This is a genomic window from Nereida ignava (assembly GCF_001049735.1).
Classification (GTDB): domain Bacteria; phylum Pseudomonadota; class Alphaproteobacteria; order Rhodobacterales; family Rhodobacteraceae; genus Nereida; species Nereida ignava.
This window is the reverse complement of record NZ_CVPC01000002.1, coordinates 224,259-246,174: the sequence shown is the minus strand read 5'-3', so window position 1 is coordinate 246,174 and position 21,916 is coordinate 224,259. Positions and strand designations below refer to the sequence as shown.

General features: G+C 54.0%; 19 protein-coding genes. 9 read left to right on the top strand and 10 right to left on the bottom strand.

What is annotated here, in order from left to right; translation table 11 throughout:
- Window positions 1-44 precede the first annotated feature (44 nt).
- The 4 genes from trkA to hflX all read left to right on the top strand — a co-directional run bounded on the left by trkA (window position 45) and on the right by hflX (window position 4,615).
- Window positions 45-1,421, top strand: a complete 1,377-nt coding sequence (trkA, locus tag NIG5292_RS01385) for a Trk system potassium transporter TrkA (protein ID WP_048597556.1) — start codon at window positions 45-47, stop codon at window positions 1,419-1,421.
- Window positions 1,421-2,941, top strand: coding sequence for a TrkH family potassium uptake protein (locus NIG5292_RS01380; RefSeq protein WP_048597555.1), 1,521 nt, complete (start codon window positions 1,421-1,423; stop codon window positions 2,939-2,941). Before trkA ends, NIG5292_RS01380 begins: the two co-directional genes overlap by 1 nt.
- 138 nt (window positions 2,942-3,079) lie before the next feature.
- A complete protein-coding gene (gene hfq, locus NIG5292_RS01375; protein WP_048597554.1) occupies window positions 3,080-3,316 on the top strand; it encodes an RNA chaperone Hfq in 237 nt (78 codons plus the stop codon).
- Window positions 3,317-3,328: 12 nt separating this feature from the next.
- Window positions 3,329-4,615 (top strand): GTPase HflX, encoded by a 1,287-nt coding sequence (gene hflX / locus NIG5292_RS01370; protein WP_048597552.1) that lies wholly within the window; start codon window positions 3,329-3,331, stop codon window positions 4,613-4,615.
- Between the two features lie 39 nt (window positions 4,616-4,654).
- Here hflX and NIG5292_RS01365 read toward each other — a convergent pair whose 3' ends face one another.
- From NIG5292_RS01365 to hemB, 3 genes are all read right to left on the bottom strand, one after another.
- Window positions 4,655-7,120 (bottom strand): penicillin acylase family protein, encoded by a 2,466-nt coding sequence (locus NIG5292_RS01365; RefSeq protein ID WP_048597550.1) that lies wholly within the window; start codon window positions 7,118-7,120, stop codon window positions 4,655-4,657.
- Window positions 7,121-7,187: 67 nt separating this feature from the next.
- Entirely contained in the window at window positions 7,188-7,721 is a 534-nt protein-coding gene (locus tag NIG5292_RS01360; RefSeq protein WP_048597722.1) for a lipid-binding SYLF domain-containing protein, read from the bottom strand.
- A 229-nt stretch (window positions 7,722-7,950) separates the two neighbouring features.
- A complete protein-coding gene (gene hemB / locus NIG5292_RS01355; RefSeq protein WP_048597547.1) occupies window positions 7,951-8,952 on the bottom strand; it encodes a porphobilinogen synthase in 1,002 nt (333 codons plus the stop codon).
- Between the two features lie 147 nt (window positions 8,953-9,099).
- On the opposite strand from hemB, the gene NIG5292_RS01350 reads away from it, so the two are divergent.
- Both NIG5292_RS01350 and mfd read left to right on the top strand, forming a co-directional pair.
- The gene (locus NIG5292_RS01350) at window positions 9,100-9,621 is read left to right on the top strand and encodes a hypothetical protein (protein WP_048597546.1); all 522 of its coding nucleotides are present in this window, start codon (window positions 9,100-9,102) and stop codon (window positions 9,619-9,621) included.
- Window positions 9,622-9,691: 70 nt separating this feature from the next.
- Entirely contained in the window at window positions 9,692-13,141 is a 3,450-nt protein-coding gene (gene mfd / locus NIG5292_RS01345) for a transcription-repair coupling factor (protein WP_048597544.1), read from the top strand.
- Here the strand turns inward: mfd and NIG5292_RS01340 are convergent.
- A complete protein-coding gene (locus tag NIG5292_RS01340; protein WP_048597542.1) occupies window positions 13,138-14,340 on the bottom strand; it encodes a multidrug effflux MFS transporter in 1,203 nt (400 codons plus the stop codon). The genes mfd and NIG5292_RS01340 overlap by 4 nt on opposite strands.
- Entirely contained in the window at window positions 14,337-14,987 is a 651-nt protein-coding gene (locus tag NIG5292_RS01335) for a DsbA family oxidoreductase (protein WP_048597540.1), read from the bottom strand. Before NIG5292_RS01335 ends, NIG5292_RS01340 begins: the two co-directional genes overlap by 4 nt.
- A gap of 150 nt (window positions 14,988-15,137) precedes the next feature.
- Between NIG5292_RS01335 and NIG5292_RS01330 the strand changes: the two genes are divergently transcribed.
- Window positions 15,138-15,761, top strand: a complete 624-nt coding sequence (locus NIG5292_RS01330) for a helix-turn-helix domain-containing protein (protein WP_048597721.1) — start codon at window positions 15,138-15,140, stop codon at window positions 15,759-15,761.
- A 7-nt stretch (window positions 15,762-15,768) separates the two neighbouring features.
- Here the strand turns inward: NIG5292_RS01330 and NIG5292_RS01325 are convergent, their stop codons facing one another.
- From NIG5292_RS01325 to NIG5292_RS01315, 3 genes are all read right to left on the bottom strand, one after another.
- On the bottom strand, window positions 15,769-15,975 hold the full coding sequence (locus tag NIG5292_RS01325) for a hypothetical protein (protein WP_048597538.1): 207 nt from the start codon (window positions 15,973-15,975) through the stop codon (window positions 15,769-15,771).
- Window positions 15,976-16,047: 72 nt separating this feature from the next.
- A complete protein-coding gene (locus NIG5292_RS01320; protein ID WP_048597536.1) occupies window positions 16,048-16,719 on the bottom strand; it encodes an aquaporin in 672 nt (223 codons plus the stop codon).
- 232 nt (window positions 16,720-16,951) lie between these two features.
- Complete coding sequence (locus NIG5292_RS01315; RefSeq protein ID WP_048597535.1) at window positions 16,952-18,772, bottom strand: extracellular solute-binding protein; 1,821 nt, start codon at window positions 18,770-18,772, stop codon at window positions 16,952-16,954.
- Between the two features lie 314 nt (window positions 18,773-19,086).
- On the opposite strand from NIG5292_RS01315, the gene NIG5292_RS01310 reads away from it, so the two are divergent.
- Both NIG5292_RS01310 and NIG5292_RS01305 read left to right on the top strand, forming a co-directional pair.
- Window positions 19,087-19,872, top strand: a complete 786-nt coding sequence (locus NIG5292_RS01310) for a 3-hydroxybutyrate dehydrogenase (RefSeq protein WP_048597534.1) — start codon at window positions 19,087-19,089, stop codon at window positions 19,870-19,872.
- Complete coding sequence (locus tag NIG5292_RS01305) at window positions 19,869-20,918, top strand: patatin-like phospholipase family protein (protein ID WP_048597532.1); 1,050 nt, start codon at window positions 19,869-19,871, stop codon at window positions 20,916-20,918. The genes NIG5292_RS01310 and NIG5292_RS01305 overlap by 4 nt, the downstream gene beginning before the upstream one ends.
- Window positions 20,919-20,946: 28 nt before the next feature.
- Here NIG5292_RS01305 and NIG5292_RS14910 read toward each other — a convergent pair whose 3' ends face one another.
- Together NIG5292_RS14910 and NIG5292_RS01300 are read right to left on the bottom strand one after the other, a co-directional pair.
- Window positions 20,947-21,111 (bottom strand): hypothetical protein, encoded by a 165-nt coding sequence (locus NIG5292_RS14910; protein WP_158441637.1) that lies wholly within the window; start codon window positions 21,109-21,111, stop codon window positions 20,947-20,949.
- Between the two features lie 3 nt (window positions 21,112-21,114).
- A complete protein-coding gene (locus NIG5292_RS01300; protein ID WP_048597530.1) occupies window positions 21,115-21,831 on the bottom strand; it encodes a DUF502 domain-containing protein in 717 nt (238 codons plus the stop codon).
- Between the last annotated feature and the right edge of the window lie 85 nt (window positions 21,832-21,916).

Here is a 21,916-nt window from a genome sequence, read left to right as displayed (position 1 = left end):
TCGTGTCACCCACACAGAACCACGATGAGTGTTAGGGAAGCCCCATGAAGGTCATTATTTGCGGCGCAGGACAAGTTGGCTGGCAGATTGCGCGCCATTTGGCATCTGAAAACAACGATGTGACAGTTGTAGACAACAATGCCGAACTTGTTCGTCGCGCGACAGAAACTCTTGATGTTCAAGGCGTTGCTGGCTTTGCAAGCTATCCTGATGTTCTTGAGCGTGCGGGTGCGCGCGACGCTGATATGGTGATTGCTGCGACCCATTCGGATGAGGTCAACATGGTGACCTGTCAGGTAGCGCATTCAGTGTTTGAGGTGCCACGCAAAATCGCGCGCCTGCGGGCGCAGTCTTACCTTGATGCGATTTACTCTGATCTCTACCGCCGTGATCACCTGCCAATTGACGTGGTAATCAGCCCTGAGCGCGAAGTTGCCCAAGCCGCTCTGCTGCGCCTTTCAAGCCCAACTGCTTTTGACACAGAGTTTTTCCTCGACAACAAAGCACAGCTTTTGGGACTGACCATTGGTGACGATTGTCCTGTTATCAATACGCCGCTACGTCAGTTGACAGACTTGTTTTCAACGCTCCGCGCCCTTGTTGTGGGCATTCGCCGCGAGGGTGTGTTGTTCAAACCCGAGGCCGGTGATCAGATTTTCCCAGGTGACGAGTGCTATATTTTTGCGGACGTCGCGGACGTGTCGCGGACCCTTGAGATTTTTGGCAAAAAGGCCCGCAAACAAGAGCGGGTTGTTCTGATTGGTGGTGGTAATGTTGGGTTGGCGGTTGCCAAAGCCCTTGAAGAGCAACGCCACCGTGTTCGTGCAAAAGTAATTGAGAAAAACCGTGCATGTGCCGAACGGGCGGCCGATGCGCTGGAAAAAACCATTGTGCTGCACGGTGATGGTTTGGATCGCAATCTACTGCGTGAAGCTAACATCGATAGCGCAGATGCGGTTTTGGCCGTGACCGACGATGACAAGACCAACATTTTGGCAGCCGTGCGCGCCAAAAATAACGGCTGTCCCATGGCGATTTGTTTGATCAATGATCCCACGTTGGTCCCGCTTTTGGCCCCTTTGAAGATTGACGCCTATATCAACCCGCGCGCCACCACAGTCAGTTCTATCTTGCGCCACGTGCGGCAAGGTCGCGTGCGTCACGTTTACTCGGTTGGTGATGCTGAGGCGGAAGTGATCGAGGCGCAGGTACTTTCAACCAGCCAACTTGCTGGCCGCAAGATTAGCGAGATTGATCTGCCAGAAGGTGTGATGGTTGCGGGGCTGTTAAAAGGCGGAAAGCTGATCAAACCAGTAGGTGCGACCCGTATCGATGAGGGCGATGTAGTTGCCCTGTTTGCCATGTCAGCTGATGTGGCCGAGGTGGAGCGGCTCTTGCAGGTTTCCATCGACTTTTTCTGATGCGCGCACAGATAGAACAATATCCGCTGTTTGTCGTTTTGCTGGCGATCAGTGGGATGGCGATGATCATTCCGGCCGTGGCAGGTTATCTTAGCCGCGATTTATTTGAAGCACGGGTGTTTCTGTACACGGGCATCCTTCAGATGTTTTTCGTTGCGATGATCGCAATTGCATCACGCCGTGAAGGGCGGGGCGTTTCAGCCCGTGCGCAGCTTTTAACTCTTGTGGCGGCGTTCACAATACTACCCGCAGTGCTGGCATTTCCGTTCTATGAAGCCTTGCGCACGACCACCTTTACCAACGCCTATTTCGAAATGGTGTCGCATTTCACAACAACTGGCGCGACTGTTTTTGATGTGCCTGAACGTCTATCGGTGCCGCTTCATCTGTGGCGGGCGTTGGTTGCATGGTCTGGCGGCTTGTTCGTTTGGATCACGGCCGTTGCTTTGCTGGAACCGCTCAATCTGGGCGGCTTTGAGGTGTCATCTACACCGCGTGCGGGCCAACGCTCGGCTACGTATTCGCAGTTTAGTAAAACAACTGCGCCATCTAAACGGCTTGTGCGTCACTCAATTTATCTGACCCCAATTTATACGGGCCTGACCGCGCTTATGTGGTTGTTACAAGTAATCGCGGGTGAGGACGCCTTTACCGCGCTGATCCACGCCATGGGCCTTATTTCAACCAGCGGGGTTTCTGCCGTCGGCGGGTTAACAGGCGGTTCGGGCAGCATAATCGCAGAAGCCGTTTTGTTGCTATTTATGGTTTTCGCTTTCACACGGCTCACGTTTTCAAACGACTTTAGCGCCCAACAAGCGGGCACGCTGCGGCGCGACCCTGAAATGCGCATCGCCCTTTCGGTCATCGTCATTGTGCCAAGCTTGCTTTTCTTGCGTCACTGGTTTGGGGCCTTTGAAGTAAACGACGAAGAAAACTGGCTGGCGGCGCTTCATGCAATTTGGGGGTCCGTTTTCACTGTGGCGTCGTTCCTAAGTACGACTGGCTATGAGAGCGTCCATTGGTCATCAGCGCAAAACTGGTCAGGCCTCACCGCGCCGGGCATGATTTTGCTGGGGCTTGCGTTGATGGGCGGCGGCGTTGCAACGACTGCGGGCGGTGTAAAACTGATGCGTGTTTATGCGCTTTATCAACACGGGCTGCGCGAAATGGGACGTTTGGTTCACCCAAGTTCCGTTGGCGGGGCAGGAGGTATGGGGCGGCATATTCGCCGCGAAGGGGCGTTTATCGCATGGATTTTCTTCATGACGTTTGTGCTGTCGTTTGCATTGGTCATGACGCTTTTGTCCCTCACGGGGCTGCCGTTTGAGATTTCCATGGTGCTGTCCGTTGCAGCGCTTTCAACCACGGGGCCACTTTCGGAATTGGCCTTGTCGGAACCAATTGCTTTGGCGGCCCTAACGGATGGGGCCAAGTACATCTTATGTGCGGCGATGGTTCTGGGACGTTTGGAGACTTTGGCCCTCATCGCTCTTTTTAATCCTGAATTTTGGCGAAAATAGAGATACATCCGGATTTTGGAGTGTGTGCGGCAAATACGTCATATTTAGGGGGTGGAAGTTTTGCCTTTGAACCTACATAAATGCGGTAACCCCAGCACGGGGAGAGATCGATAAACGATCCGGCAAAAAGGACCACAACTGATGGCTGACAAGCAGAACTTGCAAGACGCATTCCTGAACCACGTACGTAAAACGAAGGTTCCATTGACCATTTTCTTGATTAACGGCGTTAAATTGCAGGGCGTTATCACGTGGTTTGATAATTTTTGCGTGCTTTTGCGCCGCGATGGTCAGTCACAATTGGTGTACAAGCAAGCCATTTCAACGGTCATGCCTTCCACACCAATCAGCCTTTATGACGGTGAAGAGCCGTAAGGCCAGCCGCACGTGAGCACTGAACATTTCGAGACCGAAACGCCCAACACTCGGGCGTGGGTGATCCATCCTGACATAAAAAGCGACCGCGATCGGCGCGAGGCGAATGATGCTTTGGCGGAAGCAATTGCTTTGGGCGAAGCTTTGCCGAACCTTGATGTGGAAGGAGGGACAGTTGTCTCGCTTCCAAAAGTTCATGCGGGCATGCTTTTTGGTAAAGGTAAGATCGAAGAGCTGCGCGTCATGTTCAATGACAACGACATCGAGCTGGTCTTGGTCGACGGTCCCGTTACGCCCGTTCAACAACGTAACCTTGAAAAAGCATGGGGCGTGAAACTGCTTGATCGCACGGGTCTTATCCTTGAGATTTTCAGCGATCGTGCGCGCACTCGTGAAGGTGTTTTGCAAGTTGAGATGGCGCATTTGGCCTATCAACGCACCCGCCTGGTGCGGGCTTGGACCCACCTTGAGCGCCAAAGGGGTGGTCTGGGCTTTGTTGGTGGTCCCGGCGAGACACAGATCGAAGCGGACCGCCGTGCCATCGATGATCAAATGGGCCGCTTGCGTAAACAGCTTGAAAAAGTGGTCAAAACCCGCGCGCTTCACCGTGCGGCACGTGCAAAAGTACCGTTCCCTGTTGTCGCTTTGGTCGGCTACACAAACGCGGGGAAATCGACGCTTTTCAATAGGGTAACCGGTGCGGATGTATTCGCCAAAGACATGCTTTTTGCAACGCTTGACCCCACGATGCGCCGGCTGGAAATCGAAGACGGTCCAGAGATTATTTTGTCCGACACCGTGGGCTTTATCTCTGATTTGCCAACGCAGCTTGTTGCTGCTTTCCGCGCGACCCTTGAGGAAGTGTTGGACGCCGACCTGATTTTGCATGTGCGTGACATCAGCCATCCTGAAACAGAAAATCAGGCACGCGATGTCATGACCATTCTGGCTGATCTAGGGGTTGCCGAGACTGCGCCGATGATTGAGGTCTGGAACAAAATTGATTTGCTAGATGACAGCGCGCGCGATGGGGCAATTGAGACTGCATCGCGTTCTGACACGTTGCACGTTGTATCGGCGCTCACGGGACAGGGCTTGGATGATCTTCTAGCGGCTGTTTCACAAACCCTGACACCGGACCTTCATATGGAGACCCTAAATGTTCCATACGCCAACGGCAAAGGCCGCGCGTGGCTGTTTGAAGAGGGTGTGATAGAGGAAGAAAGCGCCGATGAAACCGGCTATATCTTCAAGGTAAAATGGACTGCGCGGCAGGCTAAGAAGTTCCGCGATTTATAAGCATATCAGACTCTTATGTTGCTTACTTGATGTGGCGCATTAACGCGGTAAAAGGCGGGTAACACCTGTCGCACCAGCCCGTGCAAGATCAAGATTGAGCGACATTGGGATATATTCGCCCCGCCGCCACAGTACACCAAGGTCGTCATAGTGGCGCGACAGCGGATGCCCTGATTGGCCCGTCGAAATAATGAAAACGGAACTATCAGGGTCAGCAAAGTCATACACACCACGGTAGCCTGCGCCGTGTACGTTATGAAACGGATCGGCAGGATCCCCGGATGTACGCCCTCGCATCAACGTATTATCCCCGCCAGAAGTGCTTTGCCGAATGTTGACCACGTGCCGCAAAATGGGTGTTTCACCCAGCACAGGGTGGTCGTGGGTTGCTTGATGGACGTCGCCCCAGCGTAGGGATTCAAGGGCGGTGCCGTATCTTTCATTGATCCAGATGATCGCATCATCAAGTGCAAGCCTCGCCATGTCTTCGCAGGTTTCAAGCGGCGCAGATTGCACCACATCACACCAAGCGGCAGCCCCATCAATATCTCTGTACACCCGTTCAAGGAAAATAGGCTCAACGTGGGTGAACTCAGTATGAAGCGGGCCAAGTTCGTCGCGGATCAGCCGTGTCTGAAGCGCTTTGACCCATGCAGAATAGATCAGTGGCTCTGGTAAGTGTTCGTTCATCTCGCCGTTCCAATCCGCCAAAAGCGTTAGCGCGCGCTGTCGCTGACGCTCGGGCGTGCCAGCGGGGGCAGGCGGACCAGTGAACCACAGATTTGCCCCAATCAGCGGCAGAATGGTGCGGGCCGTGACGCTGATTGTATCAAGCTGTGCCTCGATGAAGCTGTCGCGGGTATGCACTTGGCGTGATTGCATCAGGCGGGCCCAACGGGTGATCCGCTGGGTATCGCCGTAGGTGAAACTGACGTGGTTAGGGAACGCGGCATCGGTCACTTTGTTGTTGGTATTGCCGATTATACCACCCTCAGGCGTCAAAATGCGTGGACTGGCTTCGGGGGGCAGGATCCCTTGCCATCTGTTTTGTGCGACCCATCCCGGGCTTGGCAAGCGCCCTTTGGTTTGGTGGCGTGCATCCCGTGCGGGCAGGGCGCCGATTGTAACCATGCCAACGCCGTTGCTATCTGCCAGCATCAGGTTTTGCGACGGCGCGATAAATGTCTGTGCGGCGTCTGCGGCGCCCTGCACCGATTTGGCCATCATAAGCGCCATACCAGCACTCATTGATGTGTCTTTGGGCGACAGAGCGGTCCAGTTAAGCGCGGCAACATACCCGTCGCGCATCAGGGTGCCGAGATTGTAATGCTCCGGCGGCAGGACCGGCCCGTTTTCGGTCCAGCGCAGCGTAAGTGTCTCGGACGGCGCGTCCTTGACGTTGATGATGCTATCGCGGGTCCTGAACTGCGCAAAGCCATTTGGCGTGCGGTATTGTGTGGGATCATCAGGATTAAGCTGTTCAAAAACAAGGTCTTGGTCGTCAGCGTAAGACGCCGTGAGCCCCCATCCCAAAGCAGCACTCCGCCCCATTAATACCAGGGGAATACCCGGAATTGTGCCCCCAATTATGCCGCCTGAAGCAAGTTCAAGCCGCGCCAGATACCAAATTGAGGGGGATGAAAACGCCAAATGCGGGTCACTGGCCAAAAGGCTACCACCAGTGGCAGAACGTGACGGTGCAGCAGCCCACGCATTGGATGCACCTGCAAGATCGCGGGGCCTAAATGGGGAAAGCGGGTGCTGCGGTTTTGGGGTGCTTGCCGCATAAACGCGCGTGCTACCTTGGGGCATCACCTCCGCAAATGAAGGCAGATCGGCAAGGCCCTTACCGGGTGTGTCGGGCAGCAGGTCCAACATCCGTTCGTTCGACAATACCAATGAGGTGCGCGCGCGAAGGACTTCCTGTTCAAGATGGGTAGTGCCTTGCAGCGCCATTAACTTAATCAGGGCGATACTGTCTGCGGGCTGCCAAGGGGCGATTTGATTGGAAAACAAGAACAGCTCGGGTGCGCCGCGTCCAAGAGCATCCGCGTTAATCTGCGATAACCGTGCGTTGATACCGGCCGAATAAGCCTCAAGAGCCGCCAAAGTCTCACGCGTTTGGACCGAGACTGATTGCGTCGCAAGTGTGTAAAGGTCCAACCTGCGTAGGACGCGGTCAATCGGCAGTGTCTCGGGCCCAAACACTTCAGACAAACGTCCCTGAACGGTCCGCCGCATGGTGATGAGTTGCCACAGCCTGTCTTGCGCGTGGGCATACCCAAGACCGAAGAAAACATCTTTGTCGTTGCTGCCAACAATATGCGGCACATTTGCGTTGTCGCGGACGATTTCGACGGGGGCTGTAATGCCGCTCAGCGCAACATCCGCATCATAATCGGGCAGAGAGCGGGAGGCGAACATATAAAGCACGCCCACCGCCATGATGCAGCAGACACAAACTCCGACAAAAAGCCGAAAAACCCATTTTGTAATGCTCAGCATCGGCTGGCTCTTTCACGTGTTAGTACAGGCGCGCGTTAACCCAGCCAACCGCATATCTTGCGGATGTTTACGGAATAATGCGCGAGTATTTTGAGCCTTCAAGTGTAGCGCCCACCAGCAGACCTGCCTGACCGAAAACTACAGCAATCACCGGTGACAGGGATGTGATTGTGCCTGCGCGGATGCTGTCACCGCGGTCTTTGAACGCATATTCAAGATCAGCGCCAGCAGCCCAGCCTTTGGAACGGCGGAAATCCATTAGCGACTCGTCTGTCATGAAGAACAGAACATGGGCGTATTGTTGTGCGCCCAATTGCAGGCCCACATTTCCTTGCGCAGTTGAGTAATAATCAACAGTAGATCCGCCCACTTGCAACGCACCACGTCCGTATGCGCCGCCGATCCCAATCAGACCAGCTTCCGTAACCAATGGCATGACCAACATACCGCTGGCTTTTTGCGCCAGATCGTTGGTTGCAGGGTATTTACTGTACATAAAGTTCAATGTTTGATCGACGCGCGCATCAATTTTGCCCGCGCCTTTAGAGCCGATCCCGTTGCCGCAACCAGCCAAGATCGGCAAACTGGCAAGCGCGCCCATGGTAAATGCACGGCGCGATGGCTTTGCAACCGCTTCCGCAGGGTCTTGGTCAAATAGAGAACCTGTAGTGTTTTGTGTCATGGTCTTGCCTCTGCTCAGGTGCCAATTTTTGGCCTTTGTATCTGGCCAATTTGCCGCTTTTTGCGACATTTTCGATCTAAATAATATAACGGGGCGCGCCTGATGTCACTCAGGAACTGCATAAACTTTGATCTGCGCAGCCTCTCGCCTAGGCTTTTTGCAGCAATCTGGCGACGGTGGGTGCGAAATACGTCAAAATGCCATCGCAGCCCGCGCGTTTGAAGGCCAGCAAGCTTTCGATCATCACGCGCTCGCCGTCGATCCAGCCGTTTTGCGCGGCTCCCATGATCATCGCGTATTCACCGGAAACCTGATAGGCGTAGGTGGGCACACCGAACTCCGCTTTGACGCGCTGGCAAATATCAAGATACGGCATGCCCGGCTTCACCATGACCATATCCGCACCCTCGCTCAGATCGCGGTGAATATGGCGCAAGGCCTCATCACTATTTGCGGGATTCATTTGATATGTTTTTTTGTCGCCCTTTAACGCACCAGATGCACCAACCGCATCGCGGAACGGGCCGTAAAATGCACTGGCGTATTTGGCTGAGTAGGACATGATCGTCACGTTTTGATGTCCTGCTTCTTCAAGCCCGCGACGCATCGCCCCGATCCGTCCATCCATCATATCCGATGGCCCCAAAATATCCGCACCAGCCTCGGCTTGGGCCAAAGCCATTTTGATCAGTGCTTCAACAGTTTCGTCGTTCACGATAACGCCATCACGGACAATCCCGTCGTGACCGTTGATGTTATAGGGATCAAGAGCCACGTCCGTCATCACAGCAATCTCGGGCACGGCCTCTTTGATCGCGCGGGTGGCACGGTTCGACAGATTATCCTTGCCCCACGCCTCTGCGCAGTCCTGCGTCTTAAGCTCCGGCTCGATGTAGGGGAAAATGCACATGGCCGGAATGCCAAGATCACGGGCTTCACGCGCTGCATCCACCAAACGGTCAATGGTTAACCGCGAAACACCAGGCATAGAGGCAATTGGCTGCTCTGCATCAGTACCTTCCATGACAAACACGGGCCAAATCAGATCATCAACGGTCAGTGTGTTTTCACCGGCCAAGCGCCGCAACGCGTCGGATGTACGCAAACGGCGTAGGCGTGTTGCAGGGAAGGCGGCGGTAACAGGTGTCATGTCAGGGGGCTTTCGGTCTTTGAATTCTGTGCCACTTTGCCTCAATCCAGCGCACCCAACAAGGGGCGTTGACGGTTGGCATCGAGGCGCGGCCTCGCTATAGCGAACGGACGCAGAGGCGTGTGATGATTTAGCCGGAGTTGGCCCTTGGATTGGTATGAAGCGGTATTTGAACTGATTGACCTCAGATCATTTTCAAACCTGTGGTACTGGATCGCGCTCGCGGTGTTTTGGTCATCGGCGAGCCACTATGTTCTGGGCGTGCCGTTTGATCTGGTTTTACGCGCGAAACGCAAAGGGGGGCAGGCCGAGGCTGACTTGCGCGATATGGTGCGTGTGGCGATCAACCGCCTGCTGATCATCGGTGAAGTGTCAGGGCTTTTGATCTTTGGGTTTGGCTGCTTTGTGATCACTGGACTGTTTTTATTGGGCTTTATGTACGGTGTTGAGTTTGCGCAGGCGTTATTCTTGATCCTGTTCCCGATGGGACTGTTGGGGCTGATGTCTATCCGCGCCGCCAGCAGTATCGAGTCCAATGTCGAAACCATGGACCAGCTTCATGCCCGCCTTCTGAAACACAGGTTTTGGACCCAAGTCCTTGGGATCATTTCTATTTTCATCACCGCGATTTGGGGCATGTATCAAAATATGGTCGTGGGTAGCCTTTGAAATGGTGCGATCCGTGCTCAAACTTCTGTCTGTGCCTTGACGCGGCCCGTCAGCGCGGTAGGTCATCCGCATGACCCAACCCCTGATCATTTCCGGCGCCCCCGAGGGCTATGACGCCCAACTGCTTCTGCGCGAGTACGAAAAAAGTGGCAGCGTTATTCACGTGGCGCGCGATGACAAACGCCTTGAGGCAATGCGCGAGGCTTTGGCGTTTTTTGCACCTGACGTCCCCGTTATCAGCTTTCCTGCGTGGGATTGTCTGCCCTACGACCGCACATCGCCCAATGCGGATGTATCTGCGGCGCGGATGGCGGTTCTGGCGGGGCTTGTGGCGGGTGGGCCGAAACAGTTTATCTTGCTGACCACTCTTAATGCCGCGACCCAACGTATCCCTGCGCGCAGCGTGCTTGAAGGGGCAAGTTTTATCGCAACTGTCGGGCACCAAGTGAATGAAGAGGCGTTGCGGGCGTTTTTGGTACGCATGGGCTTCACCCAAAGCCCCACTGTTGTAGAGCCTGGTGATTATGCGGTCCGCGGCGGCATCATTGATGTCTATCCGCCGGGGCAATCGGGGCCAGTGCGGCTTGACCTCTTTGGAGATGTGTTGGACGGCGCCCGCAGGTTTGATCCGGCAACACAGCGCACCATAGAAAAGCTGTCGGTTGTTGAATTGGCGCCAGTGTCCGAGGTTATCTTGGACGAGCCAGCGATCACGCGCTTTCGCCAGACCTACCGCATTGAATTTGGCGCGGCAGACACAGACGATCCGCTTTATGAGGCCGTAAGCGCAGGGCGCAAACACGCCGGCATCGAACATTGGTTGGCATTTTTCCACGATCATCTTGAGACCCTGTTTGATTATGTGCCCAACGCGGCAATTGCGCTTGATGATCAAAGTGTGGCCATGCGCGATGCCAGATGGGCCAGCATCGTTGACCAATACGAAAACCGCCAAGAGGCGCTGAAGCAGAAGAAACGCCTGGGCACTGTTTACAAGCCGGCGCACCCTGCGGGTCTTTATCTTGATGATGACTCATGGACCGCGGCTACATCTGAGCGGCGCGTGCTTCAGCTGGTTGCTTTGCCGCAATCTACAGGTGCGGGTGTTATTGATGCGGGTGGGAGGATTGGACGGAATTTCTCACCTGAACGTCAGCAAGAAAGTATTAGCCTATTCAGCAGCTTGTCAGCACATATTAAGGCATCAATTCAAGAGCGCCCTGTAATTATCGCCTCATATTCTGAAGGCGCGCGGGAACGGTTGCACGGGCTTCTTGCGGATGAAGGGCTGGTTGATCTCGCGCTGATTTCAAACGCTGGTGATATCGTCAAAGGTCGCGTTCACCTTGCGGTCTGGGGACTTGATCACGGGTTTGAAAGCCCTGAAATGGTCGTCATTTCAGAGCAAGATGTCTTGGGAGACAGGCTGATCCGCCGCGCCAAGAAAAAGCGCCGCGCGGATAATTTCCTGTCTGAAACCCAAAGCCTTAGCCCCGGTGATTTGGTCGTGCACGTCGATCACGGTGTTGGTCGCTTCATGGGCCTTGAAGTTGTCACAGCCGCAGGGGCGGCGCATGAGTGTCTGTCCCTTGAATATGCGGAAGCGGCAAAACTGTATTTGCCCGTTGAAAACATTGAGCTGTTGTCCAAGTTTGGCAACGATCAGGGCCTGCTTGATAAGTTGGGTGGTGGTGCGTGGCAGGCCAAGAAAGCCAAGCTTAAAGAACGTATCCGCCAGATCGCTGATCGGTTGATCCGTGTCGCGGCAGAGCGCGCCTTGCGCACAGCGCCGATGATGGAGCCACCCTCAGGTATGTGGGATGCGTTTTCGGCGCGCTTTCCTTACCAAGAAACTGACGATCAGCTGAGCGCCATTGGCGACGTGCTTGACGATCTGGCCAGCGGCCAACCCATGGACCGCCTCATTTGCGGCGATGTAGGCTTTGGCAAAACCGAAGTCGCCATGCGCGCGGCGTTTATTGCGGCAATGTCGGGCGTACAGGTCGCTATCATCGCGCCCACAACGCTATTGGCGCGCCAACACTACAAATCATTCGCCGAACGCTTCCGCGGTTTTCCGTTAGAGGTGAGACAGCTGTCTCGTTTCGTGTCTGCAAAAGAGGCCAGTGAGACACGTGACGGTATCAATCGGGGTACCGTTGACATTGGCATTGGCACTCACGCGTTGCTGGCAAAATCTGTGCGTTTTGAACGTCTTGGGCTGCTTATTATTGACGAAGAACAGCATTTCGGTGTTCAGCACAAAGAGCGTTTGAAACAGATGCGGACAGATGTCCATGTTCTTACGCTAACCGCCACGCCCATCCCGCGAACGCTGCAATTGTCGCTTTCTGGCGTGCGCGACTTGTCGATTATTGGCACGCCACCGATGGACCGTCTTTCAATCAGAACCTACGTCAGCGAATTTGATCCCTTAACGATCCGCGAGGCGCTTCTGCGTGAGCATTATCGCGGTGGGCAGTCGTTCTATGTGGTTCCGCGCATCTCTGATCTACCCGAGATTGAGGAGTTCTTGCGCGAAGAAGTTCCCGAAGTCAGCTTTATCGTGGCAAACGGTCAGATGGCTGCGGGGCAACTCGATGATACAATGAACGCGTTTTATGACGGCAAATACGACGTGCTACTTGCGACAACGATTGTGGAGTCGGGCATCGATATTCCGACGGCAAACACAATGATTGTGCACCGCTCTGACATGTTTGGTCTGTCGCAGCTGTACCAAATTCGTGGGCGCGTGGGCCGTTCTAAAACCCGCGCCTATGCATATTTGACCACAAAACCCCGCGCGAAGCTGACACCTACCGCCGAAAAACGTCTGCGCGTACTTGGCAGCCTTGATACTCTTGGGGCCGGTTTCACCTTGGCATCCCAAGACCTTGATATTCGCGGCGCAGGGAATTTGATTGGCGAAGAACAATCGGGCCAGATGCGTGAGGTAGGCTACGAGCTTTACCAATCCATGCTTGAAGAAGCGATTGCCAACATCAAGTCTGGCAAGGCTGAAGGTTTGATTGATGACGGGCAATGGGCGCCGCAGATTAACCTTGGTGTACCAGTGTTGATACCCGAAGACTTCGTTCCTGATCTTGATGTGAGACTTGGATTATATCGCCGTCTCAGTGGGTTGCAGAGTAAAGTTGAACTGGAAGGGTTTGCTGCTGAGTTGATCGACCGGTTCGGTAAGCTGCCCCGTGAAGTGAACACATTGATGCTTGTCGTCCGGATTAAAGCGATGTGCAAAAAGGCCGGGATTGCCAAGTTGGATGCGGGCCCCAAAGGCGCGACGATCAGCTTTCACAACAACAAATACGCATCCCCCGAGGGCCTTGTTGCCTTTATGGATGAGCAGAACGGCGATGCACGTGTCCGCGACAATAAGATCGTGGTTGCGCGACAGTGGTCGAGTGAAGCAGACAAAATCAAAGGATCGTTCGCTCTGGCTAAGGCCCTTGCCGAGAAAGCAATTGCCCACAAAAAGAAGCAAAAAGCGAAAGCTTAGGGACGAATGCGGCGCGCAGTCACATAGGCCAACGTGATGCAGACCGTGATGCCAATCGCGACTGGTAGGGGCGTGCCGTCAAACGCAAGGCCAATGGGGGCCGCGATCAGAACTGAACCGACGGTGGCGGAACCTTGCAATAGCGATGCCGCAAACCCCGCGATGTGCCCAAGGGGTTCCATGGCCAATGTATTCAGGTTTCCTAGTGTAAGGCCCACGATAAAGAACACAGATGTGGTCCAGATCACATAGATCCCAAAGCTGTTTGCAGGGCTCAACAGCCAAACCGAAATCATCACAGCCGATATGGCGATCTGTCCCAGCAGGGCCGTTGATATGACCCGCTGCATGCCCAGCTTTATGACGATTTTTGAGTTAAGGAACGATGCGCTTGCGGCTAACACGGCGATCAAGGCGAACCAGTACGGGAACTGAGACACCTGTCCGTAAACATCAGCAAAAACCTGTTGCGTTGAACTTAGGGCGGCAAAAAGACACGCATAAATAAGGGTTTGCGTCATGATCGACCGTCTCACATCACTGAGAGACACCATCTCACGAAAGGCCGCGGCCAATGAGGTAAAGGCGAGGGGTCGCTTTTGGACAAGTGTCTCGGGTTGCCGGATTAAAAACCACAGGCTGGTCAGAATGCTGAAAACGGCGAAGGCCGCAAACAGGCCGCGCCATCCGGTAAAGCCAACGATCACCGCGCCAATCGAAGGTGCAATCGCCGGCACAAGAGCAAAAACCATCATGATAAGTGACATCAGTCGCGCCATTTCACGGCCCGATGTTTGGTCGCGGACAATGGCCATCGCAACAACCCGTGCAGCAGATGCGCCAAGCCCCATGGTGACGCGGGTGATCAGCAAAAGGGTAATCTCGGTGGTGAAGATCGCAACCATACAGGACGCGATATAAAGCACCGCACCACAGATCAACGTCGGACGACGGCCAAACCGATCTGCCAAAGGCCCCACGAAAAACGTGCCAATCCCCATGCCTAACACAAACGCGGTGATTGTCAACTGGGCGTTATTGGGATTACTCGGCGTCAGGCTTTGCGCGATATCTGGCAGCGCTGGCAAAAGCGCGTCGATGGAGAACGCAATCGTTGCCGTCAACATCCCCATCAACGCGATAAATTCGCGAGGACCAAGTGCCTGGGTTGGCCCGCGGCGGGTGTGCGCTTGGCTCATTCGGGTGATGCCAACTGTTCTTTGATGTCGTTGATCACTTGGACCCACAAGTCGGGACCTTGCGCCCCGGGAACAGCGTGCTGATTTGCAACAACAAAAGTGGGCACGGAATTAACACCCATTTTGCGGCTGTGTGCATCCCGATCGCGAATGTCTTTTGCATCTTCATCGGTGGCCAGCAGTTTGCGCACAAGGGCTGCATCCATTTCAACACTGTCGGCAATATCAGCGAGCGTTTCGTGATCCGCGATGTCCCGCCCGTCTTCAAAATAGGCTTTGAAAAGTGCGTGCACCATTGCCGTCTGCTTACCTTCAATGCCTGCCCAATGAATGACACGGTGCGCATCAAGCGTGTTGGGCGTGCGTGTGATGCCTTCGAAGTTGATCGTAAGGCCCGCTTTTTCAGCGGCCTCTACAACGGGGGCGTAGGCGCGGACCGCACCCTCTTTGCCGCCAAACTTCGTTTCCAGATACTCACGACGGTCCATGCCAGCCGCGGGCATATCAGGATTAAGCTGAAACGGATGCCACTCAATCGTGAAGGGATGATCGGGCACCTCTGCCAGCGCTTTGAAAAGATGCGTTTTGCCAATGTAACACCAAGGGCAAATTGGGTCGGATACAATATCAAGCTTAACCACGGGCATCTCCTTTACGAGGCATTGGCGATGAGTTGCGTGGTGTTTGGCAGGGAAGCGGGGCGAATGTAAAGCGCGCAAACCAATTGAACAGGGGCCTGTGCAACTTTGCAAAGCATATTGTTGCCAGCGGTTGTTAGCGTGGGCTATAGGCTTTTCATGACTGATGTACCTGCAAAATCCCTGATCCAAATCGCCCGCGAAAGTGGGGAGGATGCCGCGCCAGAACCTGTTGATCTTGGATCTCGGGTCCGTGAGTTGCGCAAAGCGCGCGGCTGGACCCTTGAACAAGCAGCAAATCAAGCAGGATTGGCGCGCTCGACCCTGTCAAAAATTGAGAACGGGCAGATGTCGCCTACATATGAGGCTCTTAAGAAGCTGGCGATTGGGCTGGAAATTTCTGTCCCGCAGCTGTTCACACCACCGGTGAACGGTCAGGTAAATGGCCGCATGGCAATCACCAAAGAGGGCGAGGGCGCCCGCACAATTACCACGACCTACGAGCATGAGTTGCTTTCGGCCTCTCTCACCAAAAAACAAATGCTGCCGTACCGCGCGCGGGTTCGTGCCCGGACCCTTGATGAGTTTGACGGATGGGTGCGCCATGATGGTGAGGAGTTTTTGTACGTTCTTACTGGCACCATTCGCCTTTTTACTGAGTTTTACGAGCCCGTTGAGATGCGCCGCGGAGACAGCGCGTATTATGACGCCGCAATGGGCCACAACGTGATCTCGACCAGTGAGGACGATGCAACAATCCTTTGGGTGACATCGCTGGCCTAAGACCGCGTCATCCCGCGTGTTGTAAATTCTCAGTTGGCCGCACGGCGATTAGTAGATCAAGCTGCTCTGATGCTTCGGTGATCGACAACTCATTAACGCGCGCAAGATACAAAACCAACTTGTCACGATCATGGGTCAGAAAGCGCATGCTGTTTATATCTGTGGCCGGAAAGTAGCGGTTGATCGCGGGAATATCGTCTGGCGTCAAAATCATCGGGAACCTCTGCAACTGTTTACCTATTCAGGCTAGGTCCGCAGGGGTTAAGAATTGGTGGATGTCGGCGTGTTATTTTGAGAACAGTTTTGCCAGCAACGGTATGGAGATCACGACTGTCACCAGTTGGACAAGTATGAACGCAGGCACGCCCGATGGTGCAATCCCCGCGAATGTATCGGAGAGGCCACGTGCAATTGTGACGGCGGGGTTGGCAAAGCTTGTTGATGAGGTGAACCAATATGCGCCGGTTATGTAGAGTGCGACGAGTGTGGGAACGGCTTCTGGTTTGCTGCGTAAGCCCCCAAAGATCACAAACAACAAACCGAACGTCGCGACCCCTTCTGATACCCATTGCGAGACACCTGTCAGCGCGGTGCCTGCGAGTTGGAAAACCGGAAGTTCAAACATTAAATGTGTCAGCCAAACCCCTACAATTGCACCAACTATTTGCATTAGAGCAAAGCCCAAAGCCACGGTGCGTGATATTTCTTTGCGCACATAAAAGGCGAGCGTAACGGCAGGGTTAAAATGTGCGCCAGAGATTGGTCCAAGCACAGTAATGATGACATAGAGGATGCAGCCCGTCGCGATTGCATTTGCCAAAAGAGCCAGCGCGACTGAGCCGTTAGACAGTGTCTCCGCCATGATACCGGAGCCCACAACACCGATCAGCAAAAAAGCCGTACCAAGCGCTTCGGCACAGAGTTTGCGCCATAGATCTGACTCCGTGAGGGTATGCATCTAAATTATGTCCCTACGTTTTGTGAACTTGAGCCTACGTCCTAAAATACGACTTTACCGACCGTTTTAACGGGTATTGTCACGGCTTTGGTGGCCAATCGTGCAGGAGTGCAGGCAGTGACCGCGCAAATCGCGAGTAGTGTGATGAAAAGGCGCATATTTGCTGCTTTCGATGTCTAGACGCCCCGCGTTTACCAATGGGGGCGCAGGGCGTCTAGTTACTTTAGCTCTTTCAGTCGGCTTCAAACCACCAAACATCGGGCTGCCAACCAATCCAGTCGCCATAGATGGGTAGGTTTTCAGGGTATTTAAGCTCCTTAGCGTGGGCAATGCGGCTGATGTTGAACTGGTAGATCGGTATGACGTAGCGGCCTGTGGTCAGGACGCGGTCCAATGCGCGAACTGCTGCCAAAAACTCCTCGCGGCTTCCGGAATTCAGCATCTTGTCAATCATCGCCTCTGCGGCGGGACTATTCATGCCCATCCAATTGCGGCTGCCAGGTTCAGTGATGCCATCAGCACCCCAGTACGCGTATTGCTCGTTACCTGGCGACAGGGATAAGCCACGACGATAATACGTCATGTCAAAATCATAATTGGTCGTACGGTCTTTGTACTGCGCCCCATCAACGGTTGTAACGGTCGGCGTGATGCCAACACGCTCGAGCGCTTTTGTATAAAGCTCGATGATCGCGATATTCTCGGATGATCCTGATTTGAGCAGAATTTCAAAAGTGAAAGGCGTTCCGTTCGCATCAACGAGGACACCTGTATCATCAACAGAATATCCAGCGCTTTCAAATTGCTGCAAGGCTTTCCTAATGTTGCGTCGGTTGGCTTCTGAGCCGTCACTGACGGGTAGGGTGTATCCTTCAAGGGCGCCGGGTAAAAGCTCGTCCGCGAAGGGGGTCAAAAACTCTTTAATCAAGCCATCTGCGGGGCCTTCCTTCATACCCAAGATAGAATTTGAATAGTAGCTGGTGATGCGCGGCTGCTTGCCATCCGTCATAGCATTGTTGATGAATTCAAAGTTAAACGCATGAAGCAGAGCGTCGCGCACGCGCCAGTCTTGGAATGCCTCACGACGGGTGTTCATGACAAAACCTGTGATGCCCGAGGGCCGTTCATGAGGCAGCACTGACTTCACCACGTCGCCCACATCAATTGCGGGGAAGGCGTATTGCTGGTCCCATTTTTGCGCGTTAAATTCACGGTTTGAGTTCAAAACACCTGCTTTGAACGCCTCGAACTGCGCGGTTCCATCCCCGAAAAACTCCATACGCACTTCATCAAGGTTCATGGTGCCACGGCGGAATGGCAGGTCTTTGCCCCAATAATCGTCGTTGCGCTTCATCACCACAACGCGGCCTGCCTCGTATTGATCAACAACATACGGGGAAGTTGTGATGGGCACGATATCAAGACTGCTGTCGGCGAAATCAACGCCGTCCCATTGTGCCTTTTTCAAGATGGGACGCATGCCCGCGATCAACGCAAGTTCGCGATCTGCCTCGTTGAACGTAAACTTCACCGAACGTTCACCGGTTTTTTCGGCACTTTCGATTTTCTTCCAAAGCCCGTGGTAACGCGGATGCCCGACGGTCCCCAATGTTTCGTAAGACCAGATCACATCTTCGACCGTAACGGGGGTGCCATCGGAAAAACGTGCCTCCGGGCGAAGGGTGAATTCGACCCACTCGCGATTCTCACCCACCTCAATCGATTCGGCGAGAAGTCCATAGAGCGTAAATGGCTCGTCCCAAGAACGCCCCATGAGGCTTTCCACGCCCAAAAAGCGCAACTGCCAAGGTGGACTGCCTTTCAATATATAGGGGTTCAAGCTGTCAAAAGTACCAACTTCACCCGTAGCGATAGTACCACCCTTGGGAGCATTCGGGTTTGCATAGGGGAGAGACACAAAATCTGGTGGTAGCTGCGGCTCACCATACATGGCGATCCCGTGTTTTGGCTCGGCAGCTGCGAATCCCGCGATTGAAACTGCTGTAACTACGACCGCTAACATACCGCTATACTTGAAAATATTTAGTTTCATTTTGGAAACAATCCCCCGTCGACCATGTTTAACTGCTATTGGAGCGCAACCACTGGGCTAATACAACGCAAACATTTCTGCTTGGCGCGCCTTAGCGAAACAGATATACCAGTGTTACTGCTCGATAGGTTTCTTGCCTGTATGAAACCTGCCTCAATAACTTACGCCAGCTTCGTGCTGGCGTTTTTTTTGGCCAATCGATTTGATCCGCAGTCATTCAACACAACAATCCGTGAGGGTAAACGCCATTACACTGGCATTTCGCACTCGCAGCATTATGGTGGCTTTAACACTTTGGTAAGGAGCATTCACGAATGGCAATTGTTACGGATTTGACGGGCAAAACAGCGGTAATTACTGGATCAAACTCTGGTATCGGGCTTGGCGTGGCAAAGGAATTGGCGCGTGCTGGCGCGAATGTTGTGCTCAACAGCTACACAAATAACGAGGAAGATCACGCCTTGGCGCAATCCATCGCGGATGAGACGGGTGTCTCAGCGCAATATATTCAGGCGGATATGTCGAAGGCGGACGAGTGTCGCAAGCTGATCGCGGAGGCGGGCGCGTGCGATATCTTGGTCAATAACGCCGGCATTCAGCACGTAGCCGGTATTGAGGAATTCCCGACAAACAAATGGGATGCCATCATCGCAATCAACCTTAGTTCTGCCTTTCACACATCTGCCGCCGCCATCACCGGCATGCGCGCCGCAGGGTGGGGGCGCATAATCAATGTGGCGTCCGCCCATGGGCTGACCGCGTCACCCTATAAATCTGCCTATATTGCCGCCAAACACGGCATCGTGGGGCTTAGCAAAACCGTAGCTTTAGAAACCGCAGAAGAGCCGATCACCTGTAACGCAGTATGTCCGGGCTATGTGCTGACACCTTTGGTCGAGGCGCAAATTCCCGACACCATGAAGGAATACGATATGAGCCGTGAGGACGTGATCAAAAACGTGATGCTCAAGCGCCAGCCTTCCAAGGAATTTGCAACTGTTGAGCAGATGGGCGGCACGATTGCATTTCTGTGCTCTGATGCGGCGGCCCAAATCACTGGCACGACCATTTCCATTGATGGTGGCTGGACGGCGTTGTGACTGGCGCCAAAACGGGCGGGGCGAGCAAGTCGATAAACCTCGCACTGCAAGGGGGCGGGGCGCACGGGGCCTTTACGTGGGGCGTTCTGGATCGTCTTTTGGATGAAAAACGGCTGACAATTGCGGCCATCACGGGAACGTCTGCGGGGGCCATGAACGGGGCTGCATTCAAGTCCGGTATGGTCACCGCAGGGCGCGAAGGTGCGCGGGAAAACCTTAACTGGCTGTGGTCCCAAATTGGGGCGACGGACGCCAGCGGGCTAAGTGATTGGATGCATGGCTCCGCCGCATCTGTGAGCCGCGCTTTTGAAATGTCACCCGCCTTTGCGGCCATTGATCTGAGCAGCCGTGTAATGTCGCCCTATGCGCTTGGGCCGTGGTACAAAAATCCGCTGGCGCGCATTGCAGAGGCGTTTCGGTATGACACGGTTTGCGCCGATGAGGGCCCTGCGCTTTTTGTCTGTGCCACCAACGTGCGCAGCGGTAAAATCCGCGTGTTTGACCACGATGATATCTGCCCTGAGGCGATTATGGCAAGTGCTTGCCTGCCGACACTCTTTAAGGCGGTTCAGATATTTGACCCCAACACGGGCCGCGATGAGGCCTATTGGGACGGCGGATATACCGGCAATCCCGCGCTGTTTCCGCTGTTTCAAGGCGTGCTTCCCAGTGATATTGTCGTGGTTAATATCAACCCGCTGCACCGAGAAGAACTGCCCGTATCTGCGCAGGCCATCCAAAACCGAATTAATGAGATCAGCTTCAATTCGTCCCTGCTTCGCGAATTGCGCGCAATTGAATTTGTGCAGCGGTTGCTGGGCGATGGAACGATTAGCGAAAGTACGATGAAGGCGATCAACGTGCATATGATTGCCGATGATCCGTTGATGAATGAGCTGAGCGTTGCAACAAAATTGCTGCCATCGGGCTATGTTTTGGGACAACTCAAAGAAGCGGGACAGCGCGCTGCAGATCAGTTCTTAACGGATCACTGGAGCGATATCGGTGTCAAAAGCAGTGTGGATTTACCAGCAATGTTTAACTGACACCCATGGCCAAACAACCAATGCTGGCTTAGGTCTCATCATCGTCCATGTGCGGGTTGTTTAGACCAGAAATTACCACAAAGGCCACAATCGCACCAACTCCCACACCAAGGGCCATCAGCGCATCAAACGCTATCCAAACGGTACCGATCAGGACTAACAACAGGGCTACAAAGATCACGTTTCTAGGCATGAGCTAGCCCTTTGCCGGTGCGGATGGGTCTTTAGAATTGGGGTAAACCAAGCCTGCCGAAATAACCAATTTCGCCGCATCTTCGACACTCATTTCAAGCTCGATAACGTCCTCGGTCGGAAAGAACAGCAAAAAACCCGATGTGGGGTTTGGCGTGGTCGGCACGAACACGGACATCATTTTATCTGCGCCGCCTTTGTCCAAAACCTCTCCCTTGGTTGAGGTCGAGATAAAGCCAATAGCCCAGATACCCTTACGCGGATATTCAATTAGGCAGGCCTTATCGAAGTTCGTATCTGTTTGGGCAAAGATCGTTTCGGCGATTTGTTTGACGCCACCGTAAATGCTGCGCACCACGGGCGTCCGCTCAACGATGCCTTCGGCCCACCGCAACAGGCTGCGCCCAATGAACCCTTTGGCAATCCAACCGATAAACACGGTGAACAGCAAAAACATCACAACGCCAATGCCGCGAACATTAATCTGACGATCAACCTCAAGGCCGAAATAGGTTTGGATCAGCCGGTCAGGTTGCCATGAATGGGGCACAAGCGGCAGAACGAACCCGTCAATCCAGCCGACAACAGTCCAGATCAGCCAAATGGTCAGCCCGATCGGTGCGATCACCACTAGACCCGTTAGAAAATTCGACCGCATGCGCGAGAAAAGACCAACACGGCGGGGCGGAAGATCGGGAGAGAACGGGTCAGTGTTTGGCATTTGATCTGCTTGTAAAACGGGGTGTTGAAGACATAGCTAGGCTATGCGCCCTGCGGATACAACGGGCAGCGCCAACATAACGGCG

Bases quoted from the DNA above. Each gene is read 5' to 3' on its own strand.
- hemB (WP_048597547.1), bottom strand. From the start codon at position 8,952: ATGACACCTGTTACCGCCGCCTTCCCTGCAACACGCCTACGCCGTTTG.
- NIG5292_RS01310 (WP_048597534.1), top strand. From the start codon at position 19,087: ATGGCAATTGTTACGGATTTGACGGGCAAAACAGCGGTAATTACTGGA.
- NIG5292_RS01330 (WP_048597721.1), top strand. From the start codon at position 15,138: ATGACTGATGTACCTGCAAAATCCCTGATCCAAATCGCCCGCGAAAGT.
- NIG5292_RS01360 (WP_048597722.1), bottom strand. From the start codon at position 7,721: ATGGGCGCGCTTGCCAGTTTGCCGATCTTGGCTGGTTGCGGCAACGGG.
- NIG5292_RS14910 (WP_158441637.1), bottom strand. From the start codon at position 21,111: ATGCCTAGAAACGTGATCTTTGTAGCCCTGTTGTTAGTCCTGATCGGT.
- NIG5292_RS01320 (WP_048597536.1), bottom strand. From the start codon at position 16,719: ATGCATACCCTCACGGAGTCAGATCTATGGCGCAAACTCTGTGCCGAA.
- NIG5292_RS01335 (WP_048597540.1), bottom strand. From the start codon at position 14,987: ATGCCCGTGGTTAAGCTTGATATTGTATCCGACCCAATTTGCCCTTGG.
- trkA (WP_048597556.1), top strand. From the start codon at position 45: ATGAAGGTCATTATTTGCGGCGCAGGACAAGTTGGCTGGCAGATTGCG.
- NIG5292_RS01380 (WP_048597555.1), top strand. From the start codon at position 1,421: ATGCGCGCACAGATAGAACAATATCCGCTGTTTGTCGTTTTGCTGGCG.
- NIG5292_RS01300 (WP_048597530.1), bottom strand. From the start codon at position 21,831: ATGCCAAACACTGACCCGTTCTCTCCCGATCTTCCGCCCCGCCGTGTT.
- NIG5292_RS01325 (WP_048597538.1), bottom strand. From the start codon at position 15,975: ATGATTTTGACGCCAGACGATATTCCCGCGATCAACCGCTACTTTCCG.
- NIG5292_RS01365 (WP_048597550.1), bottom strand. From the start codon at position 7,120: ATGCTGAGCATTACAAAATGGGTTTTTCGGCTTTTTGTCGGAGTTTGT.
- NIG5292_RS01340 (WP_048597542.1), bottom strand. From the start codon at position 14,340: ATGAGCCAAGCGCACACCCGCCGCGGGCCAACCCAGGCACTTGGTCCT.
- mfd (WP_048597544.1), top strand. From the start codon at position 9,692: ATGACCCAACCCCTGATCATTTCCGGCGCCCCCGAGGGCTATGACGCC.
- NIG5292_RS01315 (WP_048597535.1), bottom strand. From the start codon at position 18,772: ATGAAACTAAATATTTTCAAGTATAGCGGTATGTTAGCGGTCGTAGTT.